General features: G+C 68.7%; 22 protein-coding genes and 2 tRNA genes. 11 read left to right on the top strand and 13 right to left on the bottom strand.

Annotated features, from left to right (window positions below; all coding sequences use genetic code 11):
• Positions 1–36: 36 nt before the first annotated feature.
• The 3 genes from ITJ66_RS09595 to ITJ66_RS09585 all read right to left on the bottom strand — a co-directional run bounded on the left by ITJ66_RS09595 (position 37) and on the right by ITJ66_RS09585 (position 2,248).
• The gene (locus tag ITJ66_RS09595; RefSeq protein ID WP_194644459.1) at positions 37–1,038 is read right to left on the bottom strand and encodes an Fpg/Nei family DNA glycosylase; all 1,002 of its coding nucleotides are present in this window, start codon (positions 1,036–1,038) and stop codon (positions 37–39) included.
• A 62-nt stretch (positions 1,039–1,100) separates the two neighbouring features.
• Positions 1,101–1,589, bottom strand: coding sequence for a ribose-5-phosphate isomerase (locus tag ITJ66_RS09590; RefSeq protein ID WP_194644458.1), 489 nt, complete (start codon positions 1,587–1,589; stop codon positions 1,101–1,103).
• A 35-nt stretch (positions 1,590–1,624) separates the two neighbouring features.
• On the bottom strand, positions 1,625–2,248 hold the full coding sequence (locus ITJ66_RS09585) for a DsbA family protein (protein ID WP_192018100.1): 624 nt from the start codon (positions 2,246–2,248) through the stop codon (positions 1,625–1,627).
• 142 nt (positions 2,249–2,390) lie between these two features.
• Here ITJ66_RS09585 and pepN point away from each other — a divergent pair, with 142 nt between their 5' ends.
• From pepN to ITJ66_RS09555, 6 genes are all read left to right on the top strand, one after another.
• Entirely contained in the window at positions 2,391–4,934 is a 2,544-nt protein-coding gene (gene pepN, locus ITJ66_RS09580) for an aminopeptidase N (protein WP_194644457.1), read from the top strand.
• A 144-nt stretch (positions 4,935–5,078) separates the two neighbouring features.
• The gene (locus ITJ66_RS09575) at positions 5,079–6,368 is read left to right on the top strand and encodes a histidine kinase (protein ID WP_194644456.1); all 1,290 of its coding nucleotides are present in this window, start codon (positions 5,079–5,081) and stop codon (positions 6,366–6,368) included.
• Complete coding sequence (locus tag ITJ66_RS09570) at positions 6,365–7,039, top strand: response regulator transcription factor (RefSeq protein ID WP_228501544.1); 675 nt, start codon at positions 6,365–6,367, stop codon at positions 7,037–7,039. Before ITJ66_RS09575 ends, ITJ66_RS09570 begins: the two co-directional genes overlap by 4 nt.
• A gap of 81 nt (positions 7,040–7,120) precedes the next feature.
• Entirely contained in the window at positions 7,121–8,128 is a 1,008-nt protein-coding gene (locus ITJ66_RS09565; protein WP_079705699.1) for a mechanosensitive ion channel family protein, read from the top strand.
• Positions 8,129–8,148: 20 nt separating this feature from the next.
• Positions 8,149–8,553, top strand: a complete 405-nt coding sequence (locus tag ITJ66_RS09560) for a globin (protein ID WP_191941291.1) — start codon at positions 8,149–8,151, stop codon at positions 8,551–8,553.
• Positions 8,554–8,608: 55 nt separating this feature from the next.
• Positions 8,609–10,291 (top strand): FAD-binding dehydrogenase, encoded by a 1,683-nt coding sequence (locus ITJ66_RS09555; RefSeq protein WP_194644455.1) that lies wholly within the window; start codon positions 8,609–8,611, stop codon positions 10,289–10,291.
• 3 nt (positions 10,292–10,294) lie between these two features.
• Here ITJ66_RS09555 and ITJ66_RS09550 read toward each other — a convergent pair whose 3' ends face one another.
• Positions 10,295–10,975, bottom strand: coding sequence for a hypothetical protein (locus ITJ66_RS09550; RefSeq protein WP_194644454.1), 681 nt, complete (start codon positions 10,973–10,975; stop codon positions 10,295–10,297).
• Positions 10,976–11,101: 126 nt separating this feature from the next.
• Here ITJ66_RS09550 and ITJ66_RS09545 point away from each other — a divergent pair, with 126 nt between their 5' ends.
• Positions 11,102–11,974 carry an acyl-CoA thioesterase II gene (locus ITJ66_RS09545; RefSeq protein WP_234993952.1) on the top strand — a complete coding sequence of 291 codons (873 nt, stop codon included), beginning with the start codon at positions 11,102–11,104 and terminating at the stop codon, positions 11,972–11,974.
• Between the two features lie 10 nt (positions 11,975–11,984).
• Here the strand turns inward: ITJ66_RS09545 and ITJ66_RS09540 are convergent, their stop codons facing one another.
• From ITJ66_RS09540 to ITJ66_RS09520, 5 genes are all read right to left on the bottom strand, one after another.
• Complete coding sequence (locus ITJ66_RS09540; protein WP_137241842.1) at positions 11,985–12,458, bottom strand: thioesterase family protein; 474 nt, start codon at positions 12,456–12,458, stop codon at positions 11,985–11,987.
• Positions 12,459–12,545: 87 nt separating this feature from the next.
• Complete coding sequence (gene ettA, locus ITJ66_RS09535; RefSeq protein WP_079705695.1) at positions 12,546–14,228, bottom strand: energy-dependent translational throttle protein EttA; 1,683 nt, start codon at positions 14,226–14,228, stop codon at positions 12,546–12,548.
• Between the two features lie 13 nt (positions 14,229–14,241).
• Positions 14,242–15,687: an amino acid permease gene (locus ITJ66_RS09530; RefSeq protein ID WP_194644453.1), complete on the bottom strand. Its 1,446-nt coding sequence runs from the start codon at positions 15,685–15,687 to the stop codon at positions 14,242–14,244.
• A gap of 105 nt (positions 15,688–15,792) precedes the next feature.
• Positions 15,793–16,317 carry a hypothetical protein gene (locus tag ITJ66_RS09525; protein ID WP_370582604.1) on the bottom strand — a complete coding sequence of 175 codons (525 nt, stop codon included), beginning with the start codon at positions 16,315–16,317 and terminating at the stop codon, positions 15,793–15,795.
• 22 nt (positions 16,318–16,339) lie between these two features.
• Positions 16,340–16,792 (bottom strand): single-stranded DNA-binding protein, encoded by a 453-nt coding sequence (locus tag ITJ66_RS09520; protein WP_194644452.1) that lies wholly within the window; start codon positions 16,790–16,792, stop codon positions 16,340–16,342.
• 282 nt (positions 16,793–17,074) lie between these two features.
• Between ITJ66_RS09520 and ITJ66_RS09515 the strand changes: the two genes are divergently transcribed.
• Positions 17,075–17,275: a hypothetical protein gene (locus ITJ66_RS09515; protein WP_064295136.1), complete on the top strand. Its 201-nt coding sequence runs from the start codon at positions 17,075–17,077 to the stop codon at positions 17,273–17,275.
• A 79-nt stretch (positions 17,276–17,354) separates the two neighbouring features.
• Positions 17,355–18,071: a hypothetical protein gene (locus tag ITJ66_RS09510; RefSeq protein ID WP_121290279.1), complete on the top strand. Its 717-nt coding sequence runs from the start codon at positions 17,355–17,357 to the stop codon at positions 18,069–18,071.
• Between the two features lie 69 nt (positions 18,072–18,140).
• Here ITJ66_RS09510 and nadE read toward each other — a convergent pair whose 3' ends face one another.
• The 4 genes from nadE to orn all read right to left on the bottom strand — a co-directional run bounded on the left by nadE (position 18,141) and on the right by orn (position 20,206).
• Positions 18,141–18,962, bottom strand: a complete 822-nt coding sequence (gene nadE, locus ITJ66_RS09505) for an ammonia-dependent NAD(+) synthetase (protein WP_194644451.1) — start codon at positions 18,960–18,962, stop codon at positions 18,141–18,143.
• Between the two features lie 91 nt (positions 18,963–19,053).
• Positions 19,054–19,404, bottom strand: a complete 351-nt coding sequence (locus ITJ66_RS09500) for a metallopeptidase family protein (protein ID WP_194644450.1) — start codon at positions 19,402–19,404, stop codon at positions 19,054–19,056.
• A 55-nt stretch (positions 19,405–19,459) separates the two neighbouring features.
• A tRNA-His gene (locus ITJ66_RS09495) sits at positions 19,460–19,535 on the bottom strand.
• 50 nt (positions 19,536–19,585) lie between these two features.
• The gene (gene orn, locus ITJ66_RS09490; RefSeq protein WP_064295132.1) at positions 19,586–20,206 is read right to left on the bottom strand and encodes an oligoribonuclease; all 621 of its coding nucleotides are present in this window, start codon (positions 20,204–20,206) and stop codon (positions 19,586–19,588) included.
• 52 nt (positions 20,207–20,258) lie between these two features.
• Here orn and ITJ66_RS09485 point away from each other — a divergent pair, with 52 nt between their 5' ends.
• Together ITJ66_RS09485 and ITJ66_RS09480 are read left to right on the top strand one after the other, a co-directional pair.
• Complete coding sequence (locus ITJ66_RS09485; RefSeq protein WP_194644449.1) at positions 20,259–20,483, top strand: SCO4848 family membrane protein; 225 nt, start codon at positions 20,259–20,261, stop codon at positions 20,481–20,483.
• Between the two features lie 30 nt (positions 20,484–20,513).
• Positions 20,514–20,586, top strand: a tRNA-Arg gene (locus tag ITJ66_RS09480).
• The last annotated feature ends 50 nt before the right edge of the window (positions 20,587–20,636 follow it).

The raw sequence follows: 20,636 nt of genomic DNA, 5'->3' as shown, positions 1-20,636 counted from the left end.
ACATCGGTCCTCGTCGGTTCGGCGGGCGGGTTCGGTTCAGCGCTGACAGTTCGGGCACCAGTACAGCTTGCGGGCGCCCATCTCCTCGAGGAGGATGTTCGTCCCGCAGACCCGGCACGACAGTCCCTCCCGCTTGTAGACCCAGTGGCGATCAGCGCGGTTGGCCATCGCGAGGCGGTAGTCGGCCGCCGACAGGTCGTCCATCGTCATCATCTGGCCGGTCTCGACCCCGGTCGCGAGCAACCGCGTCCAGTCGAGCCAGATCTCGCGAAGCGTCTCGACGGGGACCGTCTTCCCGGTGCGGTGCGGATCGAGACGGGCGCGGAACAGCAGTTCGGCGCGGTAGACGTTGCCGATCCCGCTGATGATCTGCTGATCCATGAGGAGCAGACCGATCGGGGAACCCTTGCGGTGTGCACGCGACACGAACCGCTCCCCCGCCTCCGCGCTCGGGTCGAGCAGTGGATCCGGTCCGAGCCGATCGATGACGGCCTGCACCCCGGCGGCGTCGATCACCTCGCAGGCGGTCGGCCCGCGGAGGTCCGCCACGGTCGTCTCGGTCAACAGCCGCACGCGCACCTGACCCACCGGTTCGGGTGGGAACCGCTCGTCGATCTCGGCGAGTGGACTCGACTGCTCGGACATCCGGACCCTGGCCCGGCGCGGTGCACCGATGCTGTGCAGGGAGTTCTCCCCGTCCGCATCGTGGATCGGCGCATCGTCGTCGTCGAGCACCGTCCCGCGCTGGTTCGTCTGCCCCATGCGGCCGTTCGAGGCGGCGATGGTCGGGTCCGACCGGATCTCACCGGCGAAGTCCCACGCGCCGTACAGACCGAGGTGCACCCGCAACCACAGTCCGTCGTCGAACTCGAGGAACATCTGCTTGCCCACGGCCTTGGCGTCGGTGACCGTCCGGCCGTCGAGCACGGCGGCACCCTCGGCGAAGCGCCCCTGGGGAGACGACACGGCGACCCGGTGTCCGACGAAGTTCTGAGCGAACTGTCGGGCGATGCGATGGACGGAGTGCCCCTCGGGCATGGTGACTCCTCACTCGGTGGGGGCGCGATCCGGCGCGCCGCGCGGTGGCGGTGGAGGACGCGTCAGGCGTCGACGTGCTTGCCGGCGATGGTGCCGGTCGCCTCGAACTCGGCGAGCTGGGCGATCCGACGGGCGTGACGTTCCTCGAGGCTGAACGGCTCGGCGATGAACGCGTCGATGAAGGACACCGCCTCGTCGGTGCTGTGCTGGCGCGCACCGATCGAGATCACGTTGGCGTCGTTGTGCTGCCGAGCCAGCTGCGCCGTGCTGAGGTTCCAGACGAGCGCCGCGCGGACACCGACGACCTTGTTCGCGGCGATCTGCTCGCCGTTACCCGAGCCGCCGAACACCACGCCGAGGGAGTCCACACCGGCCTGCTGGTCGCGCACGACGGCCTTCGCCGCGTTGATGCAGAACGCCGGGTAGTCGTCCAACGCGTCGTACTCGGCCGGGCCGTGGTCGACGACGTCGTGACCGGCCGCGCGCAGGTGGTCCTGCAGGAACTGACTGAGCTCGAGACCGGCGTGATCGGTGGCGATGTGGATGCGCATGTGGAAAGTCTAGGGTTCCGGGCGCCGGCGTCGCGTCAGTCGAAGATCGGGTCCGCCGTGCGGCTGCGCTTCAGCTCGAAGAAGCCCGGGTAGGCGGCAGCGGCGACGACACCGTCCCACAGCGCGAGCGCCTGCTCGCCCTTCGGCGCCGGCGAGATGACGGGTCCGAAGAACGCCACGTCGTCGATCGCGATGACGGGGGTGCCGACGTCCTGGCCGACCCGTCCGATGCCGTCGAAGTGGCTCTCGCGCATGGGCCCGTCGTAGGCGTCCGTCGTCGACGCTTCGGCGAGCGCCGCCGGGAGCCCGGTCTCGGCGAGGGCTTCGGCGATCACGGCGTCGACGTCCTCCGCGCGTCCGCCGGGGTGGATCCGCGTGCCGAGCGCGTCGTAGAGCGGCTTGACGACCGCGTGTCCGTGTTCGGCTGCCGCGGCGGCGACGAGCCGCGTGTATCGGAGCGCCCGGGGGAAGAAGGCCCGGTAGTCGTCGCTGACGTCCTGGTCCTCGTTGAGGACGGCGAGGCTCATGATGTGCCAGTGGACGTCGAGGTTCCGGGCTTCGGTGACCTCGTCGACCCAACGCGAGGTCATCCAGGCCCACGGGCAGGAGGGGTCGAACCAGAAGTCGACGCGGGTGGTGTCTGCAGCGGAAGTCGTCATGCCGTCACCCTACGCGCCGATCCCCGTCGACTCCCCCGAAACCGATGGACGGCGGGTCTAGGCTGGTTGACCGTGCCGCGGTCGTCACGAGCGACCACGTGCAGTTCACACGTCACGTGTCCATCAACACCAGGGAGCAGTTGTGCCAGGAGAGAACCTCACCCGAGTCGAAGCCCAGGAGCGCAGGGCGCTCGTCGACACGTCGAGCTACGAGGTCGTGCTCGACCTCACGACCGGTCCCGAGGTGTTCCGCAGCACCACGACGGTGCGCTTCACCGGTGAACCGGGTGCCTCGACCTTCATCGACGCCATGACGCGCACCGTCCACTCCGTCACGCTGAACGGCGTCGAGCTCGACCCGTCGACCGTCTCCGACGGCGTGCGCATCCAGCTCGACGGCCTCGCTGCGGAGAACGTGCTCGTCGTCGACGCGGACGCCGAGTACACCAACACCGGTGAGGGCCTCCACCGCTTCGTCGACCCCGTCGACGGCGAGGTGTACCTGTACAGCCAGTTCGAGGTGCCGGACTCCCGTCGGGTGTTCGCGGTCTTCGAGCAGCCAGATCTGAAGGCGACGTTCACCTTCACGATCACGGCGCCCGCGGCCTGGCAGGTCGTCAGCAACTCCCCCACGCCTGAGCCGGTACCGGCGCACGACGGCGCGGCGACCTGGAGCTTCGCACCCACGCAGCGCATCTCCTCCTACATCACCGCGATCGTGGCAGGCCCGTACGACGTGGTGCGCAGCGAGCTCACCTCGAGCGACGGCCGGACCATCCCGCTGGGCGTCTTCGCTCGCAAGAGCCTGGCGGAGTACCTCGACGCCGACTACATCTTCGAGAAGACGCGTCAGGGCTTCGCGTACTACGAGGAGAAGTTCGCCTACCCGTACCCGTTCGAGAAGTACGACCAGCTCTTCGTCCCCGAGTTCAACGCGGGCGCGATGGAGAACGCCGGCGCGGTGACCTTCACCGAGACCTACGTGTTCCGCTCGAAGGTGACCGACGCGATCAAGGAGCGCCGGGTCGTCACGATCCTGCACGAGCTCGCCCACATGTGGTTCGGCGACCTCGTCACCATGAAGTGGTGGAACGACCTGTGGTTGAACGAGTCGTTCGCCGAATGGGCTTCGACGATCGCCACTGCTGAGGCCACCGAGTGGACCGAGGCGTGGACGACGTTCAACGCGATGGAGAAGACCTGGGCCTACCGCCAGGACCAGCTGCCGTCGACGCACCCCATCGTCGCGACCATCAACGACCTCGAGGACGTCCAGGTCAACTTCGACGGCATCACTTACGCCAAGGGCGGCTCCGTCCTGAAGCAGCTCGCCGCCTGGGTGGGCATCGAGGCGTTCTTCGCCGGCGTCGGCAACTACTTCCGCAAGCACGAGTTCGGCAACACCGTGCTCGACGACCTGCTCGTCGAGCTCGAGGCGACGAGCGGCCGCGACCTCCGCGAGTGGTCGAAGCTGTGGCTCGAGACCGCCGGGGTCGGGACGTTGAGCCCGGAGTTCACGGTCGACGCCGACGGCGCGTTCACCGCGTTCGCCGTCCGGCAGACGGTCCCCGCGGACTACGACACGCTGCGTCCGCACCGCCTCGCCATCGGCCTGTACCGACTGCAGGACGGCAAGCTCGTCCGCACCCGACGCGTCGAACTCGACGTCGACGGGGCGCTCACCGAGGTGCCGGAGCTCGTCGGTGAGACGCAGCCCGACCTGGTGCTGCTGAACGACGACGACCTCGCCTACGCGAAGATCCGCCTCGACGAGCGGTCGCTCGCGACGGCGATCAGCCACCTCGCCTCGATCGAGGACCCGCTCGCACGCTCGCTGGTCTGGGGCGCTGCCTGGGACGCGACCCGCGACGCCGAGTCGAGCGCCTCCGACTACGTGGAGCTCGTCCTCGGGAACATCGCCACGGAGACCGAGTCGACGACCCTGCGCACCACGCTCGGCCAGCTCGGTCTGGCCGCGCGCAACTACGTCGCTCCGGAACGCCGCCTGGCGACCATCTCCCGGGTCGGCGACGCGCTCTGGACGCTGGCCCAGGAGGCGGAGGCCGGCTCCGACGCGCAGTTCCAGTTCGTGAAGTTCTTCGCCGCCCTCGCCTCGACCCCCGAACACGGCGAGCACCTGCGCGCACTGCGCGACGGCTCCGCGGCACTCCCGGGCCTGGAGATCGACACCGACCTCCGCTGGGAGCTCCTCGAAGGCCTGGTCCTCCTGGGTCTTGCGGACGGTTCGGACATCGATGCTGCGCTCGCCGAGGACAACACGGCGAACGGTGCGCAGGCGGCCGCTCGCGCACGGGCGACGATCCCCACCGTCGAGGGCAAGCGCGCAGCGTTCGACTCGGTCGTCGAGCACGACGACCAGCCGAACGCGATCGTCCGGAACGTCGGTCTCGGGTTCGGGCACGTCATCGACCCGGCCGTCCTACAGCCGCTCGTGGAGCCGTATTTTGCCGCGCTCACGTCGGTCTGGGAGTCGCGCAGCTACAAGATCGCCGAGTACATCGTCGAGGGGCTCTATCCGGCGGCGCTCGCCTCCACCGAGCTCCGCGACCGCACCCGCGCGTGGTTGGAAGCCAACGCCGATGTCCCGGCACTCCGACGCATGCTCGTCGAAGCCCTCGCCGGGGTCGAGCGGGCACTCGCGGCACAGGCACGGGACGCCGCGTGATCCACTCGGCCGGATAGCACTCCGGTACCAGGATCCTCTGGCGAGAACCCCTCCACGGCACGACCCGCTGTGGAGGGGTTCTCCGTATCCTGGAGGGATGCGCGGCCCAGTGAACGACGACCGACCCTCAGGGTCGTCCTCGTCGTGACCGCTCGGAAGCCCTCCTCCGACCGCGACCGGGCCGCGACTGAGGCCGCACTGATGCTCCCGCGCCCACCCGGGGTCGTCCGACGCTGGTGGTCGAGGCATCCGTGGACCGCCGACTCACTCATCGCCGCCGGGTACCTCCTCGTCGCGCTCTCGGTCAGCACCGTGGAGTGGTTCGACGTCGACCTGGCGGCACAGCCCGGTCGCATCGCCCTCGCCGTCGCGATCGTGGGCATCACGACGCTCGCCGTCCTGCTCAGGCGACGGCGCCCGCTCGCGATGACCGTGCTCGTCATCGCGGTCGGGCTCGTCTCGGTCGCGCAGACGGTGGGCGTCGACGCGTTCGCGGTGCCGATCCTGCTCTACTCGGTGGCCGTGTACCGGACCGTCGCACTCGGCTGGCAGGCCTTCGCCGCCGCCGCGGTCGTCGCCGTCCTCGCCCCGTTCCTGCCCTGGGCCGCGCCACATGAGCCGGGAGAGCCGCAGCAGACCATCATCTCGGTCGTCCTCTTCGCGCTCTTCGGACTGCTGATCGGGATCAACGTCGGCAACCGCAAGCGGTACGTCGAAGCACTCGTCGATCGGGCGGCGCAGCTGGCCCGCGAGCGCGACCAGCAGGCCCAGCTCGCCGCCGTCGCCGAGCGGACCCGCATCGCCCGCGAGATGCACGACATCGTCTCCCACAGTCTCACCGTCATCGTCGCGCTCAGCGAGGGGGCCCTGGCGACGAAGGACCCGACGGCGTCCCGGTCCGCCATGACCGCCGTCACCGACGCCGCCCGGGGGTCCCTCGTCGACATGCGACGCATGCTGGGCGTCCTCCGCGAGACCGGCAGCGCACCCCTCGCACCGCAACCCGACGCCGCGTCGATCCCCGCGCTCGTCGAGACCTTCCGCGGGCTCGGTCTGCCGGTCGCACTCACCGTCTCGGGGCCGTCGACGGACGACCCGTCGATCCTCCTCGCCGTGCACCGCATCACGCAGGAGGCACTCACGAACGCGCTCCGGTACTCGGAGCGGCCGAAGCGCGTCGACGTCGTCATCACCACCGACGACGATCACCTCGAGCTCATCGTCGAGAACGACGGGTCCATTCCGGACGCGCCGTCGCTCGGCGCCGGCCAGGGGTTGCTGGGCCTCCGCGAACGCGTCGCGTTCCAAGGGGGTCGGGTCACCGCCGGAGCCGTCGGCGATCGGCTGTGGCGCGTCCATGCCGTCCTCCCCCTGGAACCACGCCCGTCGAGAACGTCCCCGCCGACCACCGAACCACGAGGAACCACATCATGACCGACCCCGTCCGCATCCTGCTCGTCGACGACCAACAGCTCATCCGGCTCGGATTCGGTCTCGTGCTCGGCGCTGAGGACGATCTGGACGTGGTCGGTGAGGCTTCGAACGGCGCCGAGGCGATCGACCTCGCCGCCAGCCTGCGGCCGGACGTGATCCTCATGGACGTCCGGATGCCGGGACTCGACGGGATCGAGGCGACCAGGAGGATCGTCGACGCGAACCCCGACAGCCGCATCATCATCCTGACGACCTTCGACCTCGACGAGTACGCCTTCGGAGCGCTGCGGGCCGGCGCGAGCGGCTTCCTCCTGAAGGACGCCCTGCCGAACGAGCTGACGTCCGCGATCCGCGCGGTCCACGCCGGCGACGCCGCCGTCTCGACCCGCATCACGAAGCGGATGCTCGAACTCTTCGCGACGGCCCTCCCCGGCACACCCACGGCCGCCGAAGACGGCTCGGCAGCAGAACTCGCCGAGCTGACACCGCGGGAGCACGACATCCTCGTCGCCATGGCGGAGGGGCTGAGCAACGCGGAGATCGCCGCCCACTTCGTCCTCTCCGAGTCGACGGTGAAGACGCACGTCGGTCGCGTACTCATGAAGCTGCAGCTGCGCGACCGCGTGCAGGCGGTCATCTTCGCCTACAAGCACGGACTCGTGCGTCCATGACCGTTCACGCAGGCACCGTCCGGCTCGCACTCGGGCGGCTCACACGGTTCACTCCGGGTCGCTCGATACACTGAGGCCCATATGAACTGGGATGAGATCTGGCCTGACGTGACCGCCTTCCTCTGGACGGCGGGGTGGAAGATCATCGGCGTGGTGGTCGTGATCGGCCTGGCGTTCGCCGCCGCATGGGTGCTCCGATTCGTCATCCGACGCGTCGTCGGCCGCATCGTGAGTGGCGTCAAGAAGAGCGCCGACGTCACCGACACGCAATCGCTGCTCGCCTCGCCGCTCGCCGCCGTCCGACTCGTCCAACGCACGCGGACCCTCGGCACCGTGCTCAGCAACATCGTCAACGTCACCATCGTCATCGTCGCGGCCATCCTCGTCGTCAACGTCATCGACTCGAGCATCATCGGCTCCTTCGCCCTGCTGACGGCCGCGGTCGGTGCCGGTCTCGGTTTCGGCGCGCAGAACATCGTCAAGGACATCCTCAACGGCCTGTTCATGGTGGTGGAGGACCAGCTGGGCGTGGGCGACGTGGTCGACCTCGGACCCGCCACCGGCGTCGTCGAGACCGTCGGCATCCGGATCACCCAGGTACGCGACGTCAACGGCACGCTCTGGTTCGTCCGCAACGGCGAGATCCTGCGGGTCGGCAACATGTCGCAGGGGTGGTCGCGGGTCATCATCGACCTGGCGATCCCGTACGACACCGACGTCGAAGCCGTCCAGGAGCGCATGCTCGACACGGCCAACGAACTCGCCCACGACCCCAAGTGGCGCTCCCGCATCCTCGAGAAGCCCGAGCTGTGGGGTCTCGAGTCGATCTCGGGTGACGCACTCGTCATCCGCCTGGTGATCAAGACGCGCACGAGTGCCAAGGACGACGTGGCTCGCGAACTGCGGATGCGGTTGAAGCGGGCCGTCGACGAGATGGACGTCAAGCTGCCGTCGCTCAACAGCATCGTCCTCTCGGGCTTCGAGGGTGCCGCAAGCGTGACCGGTTCGCGTCCCCCGCGCACCCACCCGACCACGGTGGTCCCTCCACGGGCGCCGAAGACCAAGCGACCCCCGAGAGGGCAGCAGTGACCGACTCCCAGGCACCAGGCATGTCCTTCTACGAGCAGGTCGGCGGACACGCCACCTTCAAGGCCCTCGTGGACGAGTTCTACCGCGGCGTGGCCGGCGACCCCGTCCTGAAACCGATGTACCCCGAGGAGGACCTCGGTCCGGCGGCCGACCGGCTGATGCTCTTCCTCGAGCAGTACTGGGGTGGGCCGGGCACCTACAGCGCCGAACGCGGCCACCCGCGTCTCCGGCTCCGACACCAGCCCTTCCACGTGAACCCCGACGCTCGCGACCGCTGGCTGCTGCACATGCGCGCCGCCGTCGACAGCCTCGACCTCGCGCCGGTGCACGAGGCGACGCTCTGGGACTACCTCGAGCGGGCAGCCCACGCCATGGTCAACACCTTCGACGAGGATCCAGGGGCACCGCACCGCAGTCTCCTCTGATTCCGGCCGCACGGTCGTAGGATCGGACGCACGTCCGTGCCGAAGGAGTCAGCAGATGCCAGCAGCCGTCCCTCCCAACCCGTCCGCCGATCGAACCGAGGCCGACGCGATCGTGATCGGCAGCGGGCTGGCGGGGCTCGTCGCAGCCGCAGAGCTGATCGACGCCGGCAAGCGGGTCATCCTGCTCGAACAGGAGCCGGAGTCGAACCTCGGTGGCCAGGCGCACTGGTCGTTCGGCGGCCTGTTCCTGGTCGACTCCCCCGAGCAGCGCCACCTCGGCGTCCGTGACTCGCTCGAGCTCGCGACCCAGGACTGGTTCGGCGCAGCAGCGTTCGACCGTCCCGAGGACCACTGGCCCAAGCGCTGGGCAGAGGCGTACCTCGATTTCGCCGCGGGCGAGAAGCGCGCCTGGCTCCACGAGCAGGGCGTGCGGTTCTTCCCGGTCGTCGGCTGGGCGGAACGGGGCGGCTACGGCGCCATCGGCCACGGCAACTCCGTTCCCCGCTTCCACATCACCTGGGGCACCGGACCCGGGGTCGTCGCGCCCTTCGTCCGACGGGTGAACGCCGGCGTCGAGGACGGCTCGGTGTCGGCTCACTTCCGGCATCGTGTGGACGAGCTGCTCACCGAGGACGGTGCGGTCGTCGGCGTACGCGGCTCCGTGCTCGCCCCGTCGCATGCCGAGCGCGGGGCTCCGAGCTCGCGCGAGGTCGTCGGCGAGTTCTCGTGCAGGGCGCCTGCGGTGCTCGTCGCAAGCGGTGGCATCGGAGGGAACCACGACCTCGTCCGCGAACAGTGGCCGGCCCGGCTCGGGACGCCGCCGACGACCATGCTCTCCGGTGTCCCGGCGCACGTCGACGGACGCATGCTGGCGATCAGCGAACGCGCGGGCGGGCATCTCATCAACGGCGACCGGATGTGGCACTACGTCGAAGGCATCACCAACTGGGATCCGATCTGGCCGCAGCACGGCATCAGGATCCTGCCGGGGCCGTCGTCGCTCTGGTTCGACGCGACCGGGAAGCGACTCCCGGTGCCGCTCTTCCCGGGCTTCGACACGCTCGGTACCCTCGCGCACCTGCGTGCCACCGGCCACGACCACAGCTGGTTCGTGCTGACCCAGCGGATCATCGAGAAGGAGTTCGCACTGTCGGGGAGCGAGCAGAACCCCGACCTCACCGGGAAGGACCTCGGGCTGCTCGCGAAGCGCATCGGCCCGGGAGCGCCCGGCCCCGTCGAGGCGTTCAAGGAACACGGCGCGGACTTCGTCGTCGCCGACACGCTCACCGAGCTGGTCGCAGGGATGCAGGAGCTCAGCCCGGGGACGCCCATCGACGCGGCGAACGTCATCGCCGAGGTGGAGGCCCGCGATCGCGAGATCGACAACCCGTTCACGAAGGACCTGCAGATCACGGCGCTCCGCGGTGCCCGCTCCTACCGGGGCGACAAACTCATCCGCGTCGCCGCACCGCACCGGCTCCTCGATCCGAAGGCCGGACCGCTCATCGCGGTGAAGCTGCACGTACTGACCCGCAAGAGCCTCGGTGGGCTCGAGACCGACCTCGCGAGTCGGGTACTCGGCCCGGACGGGAACCCGGTGCCCGGCCTCTACGCCGCCGGTGAGGCGGCTGGCTTCGGCGGTGGAGGGATCCACGGCTACCGCGCGCTCGAGGGGACCTTCCTCGGCGGCTGTCTGTTCAGCGGTCGGACCGCCGGCCGCGCGATGGCCGCCGGCTGAGGATCAGGACACGGCGCCCGCGAGCACATGCCCGCGTCGGGTGCTCAAGCGGACCCATCCGCCTGAGCGGAAGACGGCCGCGCGCTCCGGCTCGGCGATGAAGCCGAGGCCCACCGCGGCGAACGCGGCACCGGTCGGGAGTCCGTGGCCGTCGCCGAGGGGCCGAGACCAGACCTGCGACCGCACCTTCTGGACGATCTGATCGCCCACCGCTGTGGGGAGCGTCTCGGCGATCTCCGAGGCCCCCGTCCTGGCGACGAGTTCGAGCTCGATGGTGTCCACGTCGCCCGCACGTTCCCAGCCACCACGGGGCGGTGCCTGTCCGACCCACGGGGCCGTCCTCGTGGACGGCGGCAGCTCGAGCGGCACGGTCTCGCGGGCATCCGCGACCAGGTCCTCGGCAGCGACGCCGCCGAGCGTGCGGACGATGCGGTCGATGAGTTCACGCGGGGTCGCGAGCACGTCCGCCGTGGCGGGTTCGGCGAGTGCGAAGGTGCGCATCCCGATGATCGTCGGACTCCGGTCGAGCAGACCCTGCGGGTGCAGCACCGGAGCGGAGACCGCCAGGACGTCCCCGATAGCCAGGAGCCGCACACCGGAGTCGTCGATCCGGGCGGCGCGTGCAAGGAAGGTGCGGAGGTCGGCGAGCGAGGTGGCGTCGAGGAGCTGCAAGGTGGTGGACATCTCCTCTCAATCTACGCCACCGCCGCGTGCGCTCCGGCACCGCGTCGCCAGGGCCTGGATAGACTCGGCGGGTCGGGTCGGGCATCGACGACCGAGCCTCGACCCCCGGATGAAAGGCGTGTTCGCGTGAAGGAACCGATCCACTCCCTGCTCACCGCACTCGACCTCAGTGCTCCCGGTGTCCGGACCGACGAGGACATCTTCACCGGTCCGTCCCAATGGATGCCACAGGGGCGGGTCTTCGGTGGTCAGGTGCTCGCCCAGTCCGTCGTCGCCGCGACCCGGACCGTCGACGCCGAGCGCATCATCCACTCGATGCACGGGTACTTCCTCCGACCAGGCGACGTCGACCTGCCGATCACCTTCGCGGTCGACCGCATCCACGACGGACGCTCGTTCGCCACCCGGCGCACCCAGGCATACCAGAACGGGGTGCCGATCCTCTCGATGATCGCGTCCTTCCAGACCCAGGACGAGGGCCCGGAGCATCAGATCGAGCTGCCCGACGGGATCCCCGACCCGGAGACCCTCCCGTCGGCCGCCGAGCTCCTCAGCGGGATCGACCACCCGGCGGCCGAGGCCTGGGCGACGGGACGCCCCTTCGACCTCCGACACGTCGGCTCCCCCGTCTACCTCCGGGTGGAGGGCGAGCGGACCACCCGGCAAGCGGTGTGGTTCAAGACGATCGAGGACCTGCCCGACGACCCGGCGCTGCACCGTGCCGCGCTCGCCTACGCGAGCGATTACACGATCCTCGAGCCGGTGCTCCGTCGTCACGGCGTCCCGTGGGCCACGCCAGGCATCAAGATCGCCAGTCTCGACCACGCCATGTGGTGGCACCGTCCCGCGCGCGTCGACGAGTGGCTGCTCTACCTGCAGGATTCCCCGAGCGCCACCGGCGGACGAGGCCTGTCCCTCGGGCGCATCTACGATCGGGCGGGTCGCCTCGTCGCGAGCGTCGCCCAGGAGGGCATGGTGCGGTTCCCGACGCCTCGGTGACCGGCGTCGCTCAGCGCCGCGAGAACTCGATCGGATCCTCGACGAACGGCTCCCATGCGGCACGTTCGACGTCCGAGATCCGGCGCGGCTTGAGTGTCTTGGCGTCCACCATGACGACCGTCGTGGAGGCTCGGGCGTACAGCGTCTGCGCTGCTCCGCCCAGCGGCGAGTAGACCTCGTACGCGACCTGCAGGCTGGCTCCGCCGATCTTGCCCATCCAGAGCTGGACGTCGAGAGGATCGCGCTGGTACGGGATCGGGGCCAGGTACTCGATCTCCTGGTGCGCCACGAGCGTCAGCGTCTCGGCCTCGAGGCTCGCATCGATGACCGCGGTCGGCGGGACGTCCTCCGACGCCAGCGTCGGAATCCAGAAGACGCGGACGCGCGCTTCCTCCAGCAGCTTGAGCATCGAGGCGTTGTTGACGTGGTTGAAGGCGTCGAGGTCGCCCCACCGCAGTGGGATCGGCACGTGGAGTCTGGTCATTGCTGGGCCCTCCGTGGGTCGGGGACGTACGGGTCGTGAACGGACGACGGCCCACCGGCAGAAGCCGATGGGCCGTTCGCACGGGTCCTAGTCGCGTGTGAGCTTGCGGTACGCGGAGCGGTGCGGCTTGGCCGCGTCCGGTCCGAGGCGCTTGATCTTGTCCTCTTCGTAGGACTCGAAGTTACCCTCGAACCAGTGCCAGTTCGACGGGTTCTCCTCGGTGCCCTCGTACGACAGGATGTGCGTCGCGATGCGGTCGAGGAACCACCGGTCGTGGGTGATGACCACGGCACAACCCGGGAACTCGAGAAGCGCGTTCTCGAGGCTCGAGAGCGTCTCGACGTCGAGGTCGTTGGTCGGTTCGTCGAGCAGCAGGAGGTTACCGCCCTGCTTGAGCGTCAGCGCGAGGTTCAGTCGGTTGCGCTCACCACCGGAGAGGACGCCGGCCTTCTTCTGCTGGTCTGGCCCCTTGAACCCGAAGGTCGACACGTAGGCGCGGGACGGGATCTCCTGGTTGCCGACCTGGATGTAGTCGAGCCCTTCGGACACGACCTCCCAGAGCGTCTTGTTGGGGTCGATGCCCCCGCGGGACTGGTCGACGTAGGAGAGCTTCACGGTCTCGCCGACCTTGAGCTCACCGCCATCGAGCGGCTCGATGCCGACGATGGTCTTGAACAGCGTGGTCTTACCGACACCGTTCGGGCCGATGATGCCGACGATGCCGTTGCGCGGGAGGCTGAAGGAGAGGTCGTCGATGAGGACGCGTCCGTCGAAGCCCTTCTCGAGCTTCTTGGCCTCGAGGACCGTCGAGCCGAGTCGCGGACCGGCGGGGATCTGGATCTCCTCGAAGTCGAGCTTCCTGGTGCGCTCGGCCTCCGTCGCCATCTCCTCGTAGCGAGCGAGACGAGCCTTCGACTTCGCCTGGCGTCCCTTCGCGTTGCTGCGGACCCACTCGAGTTCGCTCGCGAGTCGCTTGGCGAGCTTCGCGTCCTTCTTGCCCTGGACGTTGAGACGCTCGCCCTTCTTCTCGAGGTAGGTCGAGTAGTTGCCTTCGTACGGGTACAGGCGACCGCGGTCGACCTCACAGATCCACTCTGCGACGTGGTCGAGGAAGTACCGGTCGTGGGTGACGGCGAGCACGGCGCCCGCGTACTGAGCGAGGTGCTGCTCGAGCCAGAGCACGCTCTCGGCGTCGAGGTGGTTGGTGGGCTCGTCGAGGAGCAGGAGGTCGGGCTTCTGCAGCAGGAGCTTGCAGAGCGCGACGCGACGCTTCTCACCACCGGAGAGGTGGGCAACCGTGGCGTCGGACGGCGGGCAGCGCAGGGCGTCCATCGCCTGCTCGAGCTGCGAGTCGAGGTCCCAGGCGTCAGCGGCGTCGATCGCCTCCTGCAGCACGCCCATCTCGGCGAGCAGGGCGTCGAAGTCGGCGTCGGGCTCGGCCATCGCGAGCGAGATCTCGTTGAAGCGGTCGATCTTGCCCTTGATCTCGCCGACGCCCTCCTGGACGTTCTCGAGCACCGTCTTGTCTTCGTCGAGTTCCGGCTCCTGCATGAGGATGCCGACGCTGAAGCCCGGCGTGAGCTTCGCCTCGCCGTTCGAGGGGGTGTCGATCCCCGCCATGATCTTCAGGATCGTGGACTTACCGGCACCGTTCGGGCCGACGACGCCGATCTTCGCTCCGGGCAGGAACGCCATCGTCACGTCGTCGAGGATGAGCTTGTCGCCGACCGCCTTGCGGGCGCGGACCATCGAGTAAATGTATTCAGCCATGTCGCCGTACAGTCTACGGGCGGACCCTCCGTTTGCGCTGCACGACGACACCCGCGACGACGGCCGCCGCAGCGATCGCGCAACTCGTCGTGACCTCGAGGAGCCGGGCGGGTCCGCCGAAGAACATCGACACCAGCAGCACGACGAGCGCGACGACGACCACGATCGTGAGCCACGGGTGTCCCCACATGCGGATCCCGCCGATGCGATCGCCGCTCTCCAATGTGGCGACCCGATCGAACCGTCGACTGCGCAGTTGGGCCACGGCGATCACGATCCACACGAAGATCGCGATCGCGCCGGTGGAGTTGACGAGGAACGTGAAGACCTCGTCCGGTGCGAGGTAGTTCAACAGGACGCACACGAGCCCGACGACCGCCGAACACAGGATCGCGACCGCCGGCGTGCCGCGTCGCGTCGTCGCGCGGACCGCTCGCGGGGCCTCCCCGCGGCCGCCGAGCGAGAACAGCATGCGCGACGCCGTGTACAGCGAGGCGTTGAGCGTCGACAGCAGGGCCGTGAAGACGATGATGTCCATCGCCACCCCGGCACCGGGGATCCCGGCGGCGTGCAGCATGGTGACGAAGGGACTGATCCCCGGCGTGATCTCCGTCCACGGCACCACGATGAGGACGACCAGGATCGAGCCGATGTAGAACAGCAGGATCCGCCAGACGACCGAGTTCACCGCTCGCCGGACGGCACCCTTCGGGTCCACCGATTCTCCTGCCGCGATCGTGGCGACCTCGGCACCGAACATCGAGAAGATGATCGGCAGCAGTGCCGCCAGGACGCCGCCGATGCCGAACGGTAGGAAGCCCCCGTCGGTTGGATTGAGGTTTGCGACGGTCGCCGTCTCGGTCGGGACGACGCCGACGATGATGAGGGATCCGAGCGCGATGAACAGGATCACGGCCGCGATCTTGATCGACGAGAACCAGAACTCGAACTCACCGAAGGACTTCACCGAGACGAGGTTGGCGGCGAGGAACGCGACGGTGATCACGAGCGCCGGGATCCACTGCGGGAGGCCGGGTAGCCACTGACTGACGATCTGCGCTGCGGCGGTCGCCTCGATGCCGACGACCACGACCCAGAACCACCAGTAGAGCCACCCGATCGCGAGACCGGCCCAGGGGCCGATGAATCGCGAGGCGTAGGCGGAGAACGACCCGGTCTCGGGCGACGCGGAGGCCATCTCCCCCAGCATGCGCATGACGAGCACCACGACCACGCCGGCCAGGGCGTACGCGAGGATCACGCCGGGCCCCGCTGCGAGGATCGCCGTGCTCGACGCCACGAGGAGCCCGGCGCCGATCATGCCGCCGAGGGCGATCAGCGCCAGATGACGAGGCTTGAGTGTGTGCGCCAACGCCGTCGGCGCCACGGCCAGACGTTCGTCGGCCAGGAAGACGGCCTCGGTGGCAGGTTCCCCGCCAGGTGATGGGTTGGCGGTCATGCAGGCCCTCGATTCCGGATCGAGCCACCCAGGAGGTGGCGATATCTGAAATGTCAGGTTATGGCATGCCCACGGCTTGCACCAGCCCGGGAGTGGTCGGCGGCTCTACCAATCGATCGCGCGGGTGACCCCGATGAGGCATCGCCCGGTGTCGAGCTGCGACGCCACCGACGAGTGGTACCCCGTCGCCGGCCCGTTCTGCCCGAGGATGCACTGCCCTTGCCACCGGATGGCGAACTGGATCGAGTCGGCCGGCTCGCCGATGCTCGTCGTGTCCGAGGAGACCTCCATCTCCGCCTTCGGGAAGCCGGCGGCGACGAGACCGTCGATGATCGCCTGGCCGCCGGCGGCGGGGTTCGCGGCGAGCGTGGCGGCGTTCACGGCGTCGAAGAACGGCAGGTTGTCGGTGGCGGTTCCCTCGGGGAGCAGCACGGGCGCCGCCGGAGCCGTCTCAGTGGCGGTCGGCGTCTGGCTCGGCGTGGCCGTCGGCTCGGGAGCGGGCTGGGAGCAGCCGGTCACGGCGATGCCGAGCAGGCCGAGCACCACGCCAGCCCGGACGCCGGCGATCGACGTGCGGCGACGGATCGAGGTGACGGCTGAGACGGGGCGGTCGCGGAGGCTCTTCTGCACGTCGAGCAGTCTACGCGGCGCGTCAGAACGGCGTGTCCTGCGGCGGTGCCGACGCCCACTCCCCGGTTCCGGAACCGGTCGACTCCGATGCGGCGGGCGCCGGGTTCGCTCCCGCTCGGACCGGCGCCTCACCGGACCCCTTCGGTTGCCAGCCGATGTCCGGCCCGATGTGATCGGCTTCGATGTCGACCGACGTCCCTCGTCGATCGCCCTGCTCCCAGTCGCGGATCCGCAACCGGCCGAGCACGATGACGCGTTGTCCTTTGACGAGCGATGTGGCGGAGGCGGTCGCCAATCCACGGAAGGCGCTCACCGTGTACCAGTTCGTCTCCTGCGCCACCCAGGAACCCTGCTTCTGGTCGTACCGACGTTGCTGCGACGCCAGGCGGAAACTGGTGATGTCCAGCCCGGACGTCGTGCGATGGTGCTTGGGGTCTGTCGCGACGTGTCCGCAGACGGTGATCTGGTCGTTCATGGGTTCCTCTCCTGTCGGTCCGACGATCCTGGCGGCGGATCGCGGAAGCGTCCGGGGCGGGTCCGTGCCGATCGCCGCCCCGGACGCGCTGCCAGCCTCACCGATCCCGTAGGCCCCGTGGCGAGCCGGGCGGCCCTCGTCGATGTCCACAACCGCACACCTCGCTGTGGAGGACCCTCGCTCCGCTCTGACCAGGGCCGATGTCGGTGGCCCCGCATACGCTGACGAGTACCAGCCGGCAGTCCCAGTCCGGTATCGCCCCACCAGCGCACGAGGAGTCCCATGCCCAACGCCCTTAGCATCCGTCCCGGCTACTGGCGCGTGACGACCCCCGACGGCCGCGTGCTCGGCAACATCGAGGCCGTCGGAGCGGACGGCGTCCCGGAGTACCGGGCCAACCGGTTCAGACCGGCGGTCCTCGGGTACGCCCCACTGGGCAGCTTCAGCGATCTCGCGGTCGCCATCGACGCCTTCCGCAACTGAGCGACGACCCTCCCGCCGTTCCCGTCGAACCCGGTGCGTCGCCCGTGTTCACGCCCGAACGAGGGGTAGTCTGCGGCCCATGCAGTGGTGGAATGACTTCGTAGAGTGGGTGACCTCAGCTGAGGTCCGCCCCATGCTGTTCGCTGCGGCCCTCTTCATCGTGGCCGTCGTGGTGTCCTCCCTCGTCGCCGCCGGCGCAAGCCGTCGCGCGCTGCGAGCCATCGTGGACCAACGCGACCGAGAGCAGAAGAACGTCGCGATCCTGGCGCTCGTCGACGCCGCCACCGAGGCCAGCGTCTGGAACTCGCTCACCCCGCAGGAGCAGGTGCTCAGCGATCGGGCCGTCGCCCAGGCCGACACCCTCGTGCGACTCAGCCCGATCAAGGGTGCGGCCGTCGCCGCGGACTGGGCGAACCACCAGCTCCACGAGATGAAGCGCAACTCCGCGACGTTCGGGTACGAGTTGGACCCGGTGGTCGAGGACTTCCGCGACCGCCTCGTCGAGTGGTCGAAGAAGCCGGCACGGGCCCGTAAGGACTTCGACGGCGACCTCCGTCGCTGGCGCGCCGAGTCCAGCGGATCGGAACAGGCGCTCGTCGCGGAGCAGGAGTCGTGGGTCGCCAAGCAGCACCACGAGCAGTACGCCGAGGTGAAGCCCGCGTCCACCGCCCCGGCTTCACGGCCCGGCGACATCACCCGCTCGACGGGCGGCACGATCAACACCAGCACGACGCAGCGCATCATCGACGATGTCGCGGTCCTGGAGGCCGAACGCAAGCAGTCCAGCGTCAGCTGACTACCGAAACCGACAGACGGCGGCCCGTTCATCCGATCGGGCCGCCGTCTGCGTGTCAGGGGTTCGTGGTCAGCGCCACCAGGTGTCGAACTTGCTGACCGGGACCTGTCGCTTGTGCTCCGTCGCGGCGTACCGAGCCTCGATCGCTTCGGCGGCCGCCGGATCGATCTCGCTCCCCTCGAGGAAGTCGTCGATCTGCTGGTAGCTGAGTCCGAGGTTCTCCTCATCGGTCTGGCCGGGGGTGCCGTCGAGGAGATCGGCGGTCGGGGCCTTCAGGTAGAGGCGTTCCGGAGCGTCGAGCGACTCCAGGAGCGCACGCCCCTGACGCTTCGTCAGGCCGCTGAGTGGGAGCACGTCGGCCCCACCATCGCCGAACTTCGTGAAGAAGCCGGTGACCGCCTCGGCTGCGTGGTCCGTCCCGACCACCAGGAGCCCCTGCTGACCGGCGATCGCGTACTGCGCGACCATGCGCGCCCGGGCCTTCGCGTTGCCCTTGACGAAGTCGCTGAGGGGTTCGCCGGTCGCATCCGCATACTCGGCTTCGAACCCGTCGACCGCACGCTGGATGTTGAACACGACGGAGTCGTCCGGGCGGATGAACGACAGCGCCAACTGGGCGTCGTCCTCGTCGTGCTGCACGGCGTACGGCAGACGGACGGCGACGAACCGGGCCTCGTCACCTTCGGCTCGGACCTCTTCCGCCGCGAGCTGGCACAGGCGCCCGGCGAGCGACGAGTCCTGTCCCCCGCTGATCCCGAGCACGAACCCCTTGGTGTGCGTCGCCCGCAGGTACGACTTCAGGAAGTCGATCCGGGAACGGACCTCGGTCGCCGGGTCGATCGTGGGGCTGACATGGAGTTCCGCAATGATGCGGGCCTGGATCTCGCGCATGTCCCCAGGCTACTCGCTCACCGGAGGCGCACCCGGAACTCCGAGGCACTTGCAACACACCGGAAACACGGTTCGGTGGACGAGGCGGGTCTCAGGCCCAGCCGAGCTCGTGTAGCCGCTCGTCGTCGATGCCGTAGAAGTGCGCGATCTCGTGGACCAGGGTGGTGTGGATCTCGTCGGCGAGCTCGTCGCGTGTCTCGCACGCCGCCAGATGCGGCTCGCGGTAGACGATGATCCGGTCGGGCATCTCACCGAATCCGTAGCGGTCGCGCTCCGTCAGGGCGACGCCGTCGTACAGCCCGAGTGTGTCGAGCGTGCCGTTCTCAGGGCGGTCCTCGACGACGAAGACGAGGTTGTCGAGACCGTCGACCATCTCGTCGGGCAAGCGGTCGAGTTCGTCCACCACGAGGGCTTCGAACGCCTCGGTGTCCAGCTCCAACATGCCCGCTCCCCGGATACGACAGAAGCCGGAGGGATCCTCCGGCTTCTGTACGACATGGGGTGAGTAACGGGGCTTGAACCCGCGACCTCCTGGACCACAACCAGGCGCTCTGCCAACTGAGCTATACCCACCATGCGACCTGCTCCGCGGAGACCGCGTCACAAGCGACTGGACGAGTCTATTACATGTTTGGGGCGTACCGTGACACGACGGCTTCCGAAACCTGCTTCGCGTCGTCGGACGACGGGCCGGGGAGGTCGACGAACAACGCTCCGCGGTAGTAGGCGAGCTCACGGATCGACTCGAGGATGTCCGCCAGCGCGCGGTGTCCGCCGTGCTTCGACGGGGCGTTGAAGTACACCCGCGGGTACCACCGACGGGCGAGTTCCTTGATGGAGGAGACGTCGACGTTGCGGTAGTGCAGGTGGGCGTCGAGTCGCGGCATGTACCGCGCGAGGAACCCTCGGTCGGTCCCGATGGTGTTCCCGGCCAGCGGCGCCTTCGACTCGTCGGGGACGAAGCGCTGGATGTACTCGATGACCTGGAACTCGGCGTCCGCGACGCTCACGCCGTTCGGGATCTCCTCGAGCAGCCCCGACGTGCGGTGCATGTTCGTCACGAACTCACCCATGTTGTCGAGTGCCGACTGGTCGGGCTTGATCACGACGGAGTAACCCGGGTCGAGGATGTTCAGTTCGAAGTCGGTGATCACGACGGCGATCTCGACGAGTTCGTCGACCTCCAGCTCGAGTCCGGTCATCTCGCAGTCGATCCAGACCAGACGGTCCCCAGCTGTGCTCATGGGTCGAGTCTACTCAGCACGACCGACGCCGCCGGTTCCGTAGACTCGAGCGGTGATCATCGCCATCTCCGTCCTGCTGCTCGTCAATGGTGTCTACAACGTCGTCGTCTGGCCCCGCTTCCTCAAGCGGATCGTCGCCGACCCGCGTGCCCGCGACGATCAGGGACGTGCGACGACCTTCCTGCGCGTCCACGTCATCCTCATCAGCATCGCCCTCGTCCTCGCAGCCGTGTCGCTCATCTTCGGTGTCCTCGGCCTCCTCGGCGTCGGCGCCTGAGACACCGCTGCGGTATCCTGGACGACGCCCGCCTCCGTAGCTCAGGGGATAGAGCAGGAGCCTTCTAATCTCTTGGTCGCAGGTTCGAATCCTGCCGGGGGCACCTCACACGACATCGTGGACCCTTCTCATCTCTTGGTCGCAGGTTCGAAT

Origin of the sequence: Plantibacter sp. VKM Ac-2885 (assembly GCF_015351205.1) — a bacterium.
Taxonomy (GTDB): Bacteria; Actinomycetota; Actinomycetes; order Actinomycetales; family Microbacteriaceae; genus Plantibacter; species Plantibacter auratus.
Note: the sequence above shows the minus strand (reverse complement) of the source record. Positions and strands in the feature narration are given on the sequence as shown.

Coding starts and splice junctions, on each gene's coding strand:
- nadE (WP_194644451.1), bottom strand. CDS start 18,962: ATGCGCGAGATCCAGGCCCGCATCATTGCGGAACTCCATGTCAGCCCC.
- ITJ66_RS09515 (WP_064295136.1), top strand. CDS start 17,075: ATGCCCAACGCCCTTAGCATCCGTCCCGGCTACTGGCGCGTGACGACC.
- ITJ66_RS09550 (WP_194644454.1), bottom strand. CDS start 10,975: ATGTCCACCACCTTGCAGCTCCTCGACGCCACCTCGCTCGCCGACCTC.
- ITJ66_RS09585 (WP_192018100.1), bottom strand. CDS start 2,248: ATGACGACTTCCGCTGCAGACACCACCCGCGTCGACTTCTGGTTCGAC.
- orn (WP_064295132.1), bottom strand. CDS start 20,206: ATGAGCACAGCTGGGGACCGTCTGGTCTGGATCGACTGCGAGATGACC.
- ITJ66_RS09530 (WP_194644453.1), bottom strand. CDS start 15,687: ATGACCGCCAACCCATCACCTGGCGGGGAACCTGCCACCGAGGCCGTC.
- ITJ66_RS09560 (WP_191941291.1), top strand. CDS start 8,149: ATGTCCTTCTACGAGCAGGTCGGCGGACACGCCACCTTCAAGGCCCTC.
- ITJ66_RS09540 (WP_137241842.1), bottom strand. CDS start 12,458: ATGACCAGACTCCACGTGCCGATCCCACTGCGGTGGGGCGACCTCGAC.
- ITJ66_RS09565 (WP_079705699.1), top strand. CDS start 7,121: ATGAACTGGGATGAGATCTGGCCTGACGTGACCGCCTTCCTCTGGACG.
- ITJ66_RS09500 (WP_194644450.1), bottom strand. CDS start 19,404: ATGTTGGAGCTGGACACCGAGGCGTTCGAAGCCCTCGTGGTGGACGAA.
- ITJ66_RS09510 (WP_121290279.1), top strand. CDS start 17,355: ATGCAGTGGTGGAATGACTTCGTAGAGTGGGTGACCTCAGCTGAGGTC.
- ITJ66_RS09555 (WP_194644455.1), top strand. CDS start 8,609: ATGCCAGCAGCCGTCCCTCCCAACCCGTCCGCCGATCGAACCGAGGCC.
- ITJ66_RS09520 (WP_194644452.1), bottom strand. CDS start 16,792: ATGAACGACCAGATCACCGTCTGCGGACACGTCGCGACAGACCCCAAG.
- ettA (WP_079705695.1), bottom strand. CDS start 14,228: ATGGCTGAATACATTTACTCGATGGTCCGCGCCCGCAAGGCGGTCGGC.
- ITJ66_RS09595 (WP_194644459.1), bottom strand. CDS start 1,038: ATGCCCGAGGGGCACTCCGTCCATCGCATCGCCCGACAGTTCGCTCAG.
- ITJ66_RS09590 (WP_194644458.1), bottom strand. CDS start 1,589: ATGCGCATCCACATCGCCACCGATCACGCCGGTCTCGAGCTCAGTCAG.
- ITJ66_RS09570 (WP_228501544.1), top strand. CDS start 6,365: ATGACCGACCCCGTCCGCATCCTGCTCGTCGACGACCAACAGCTCATC.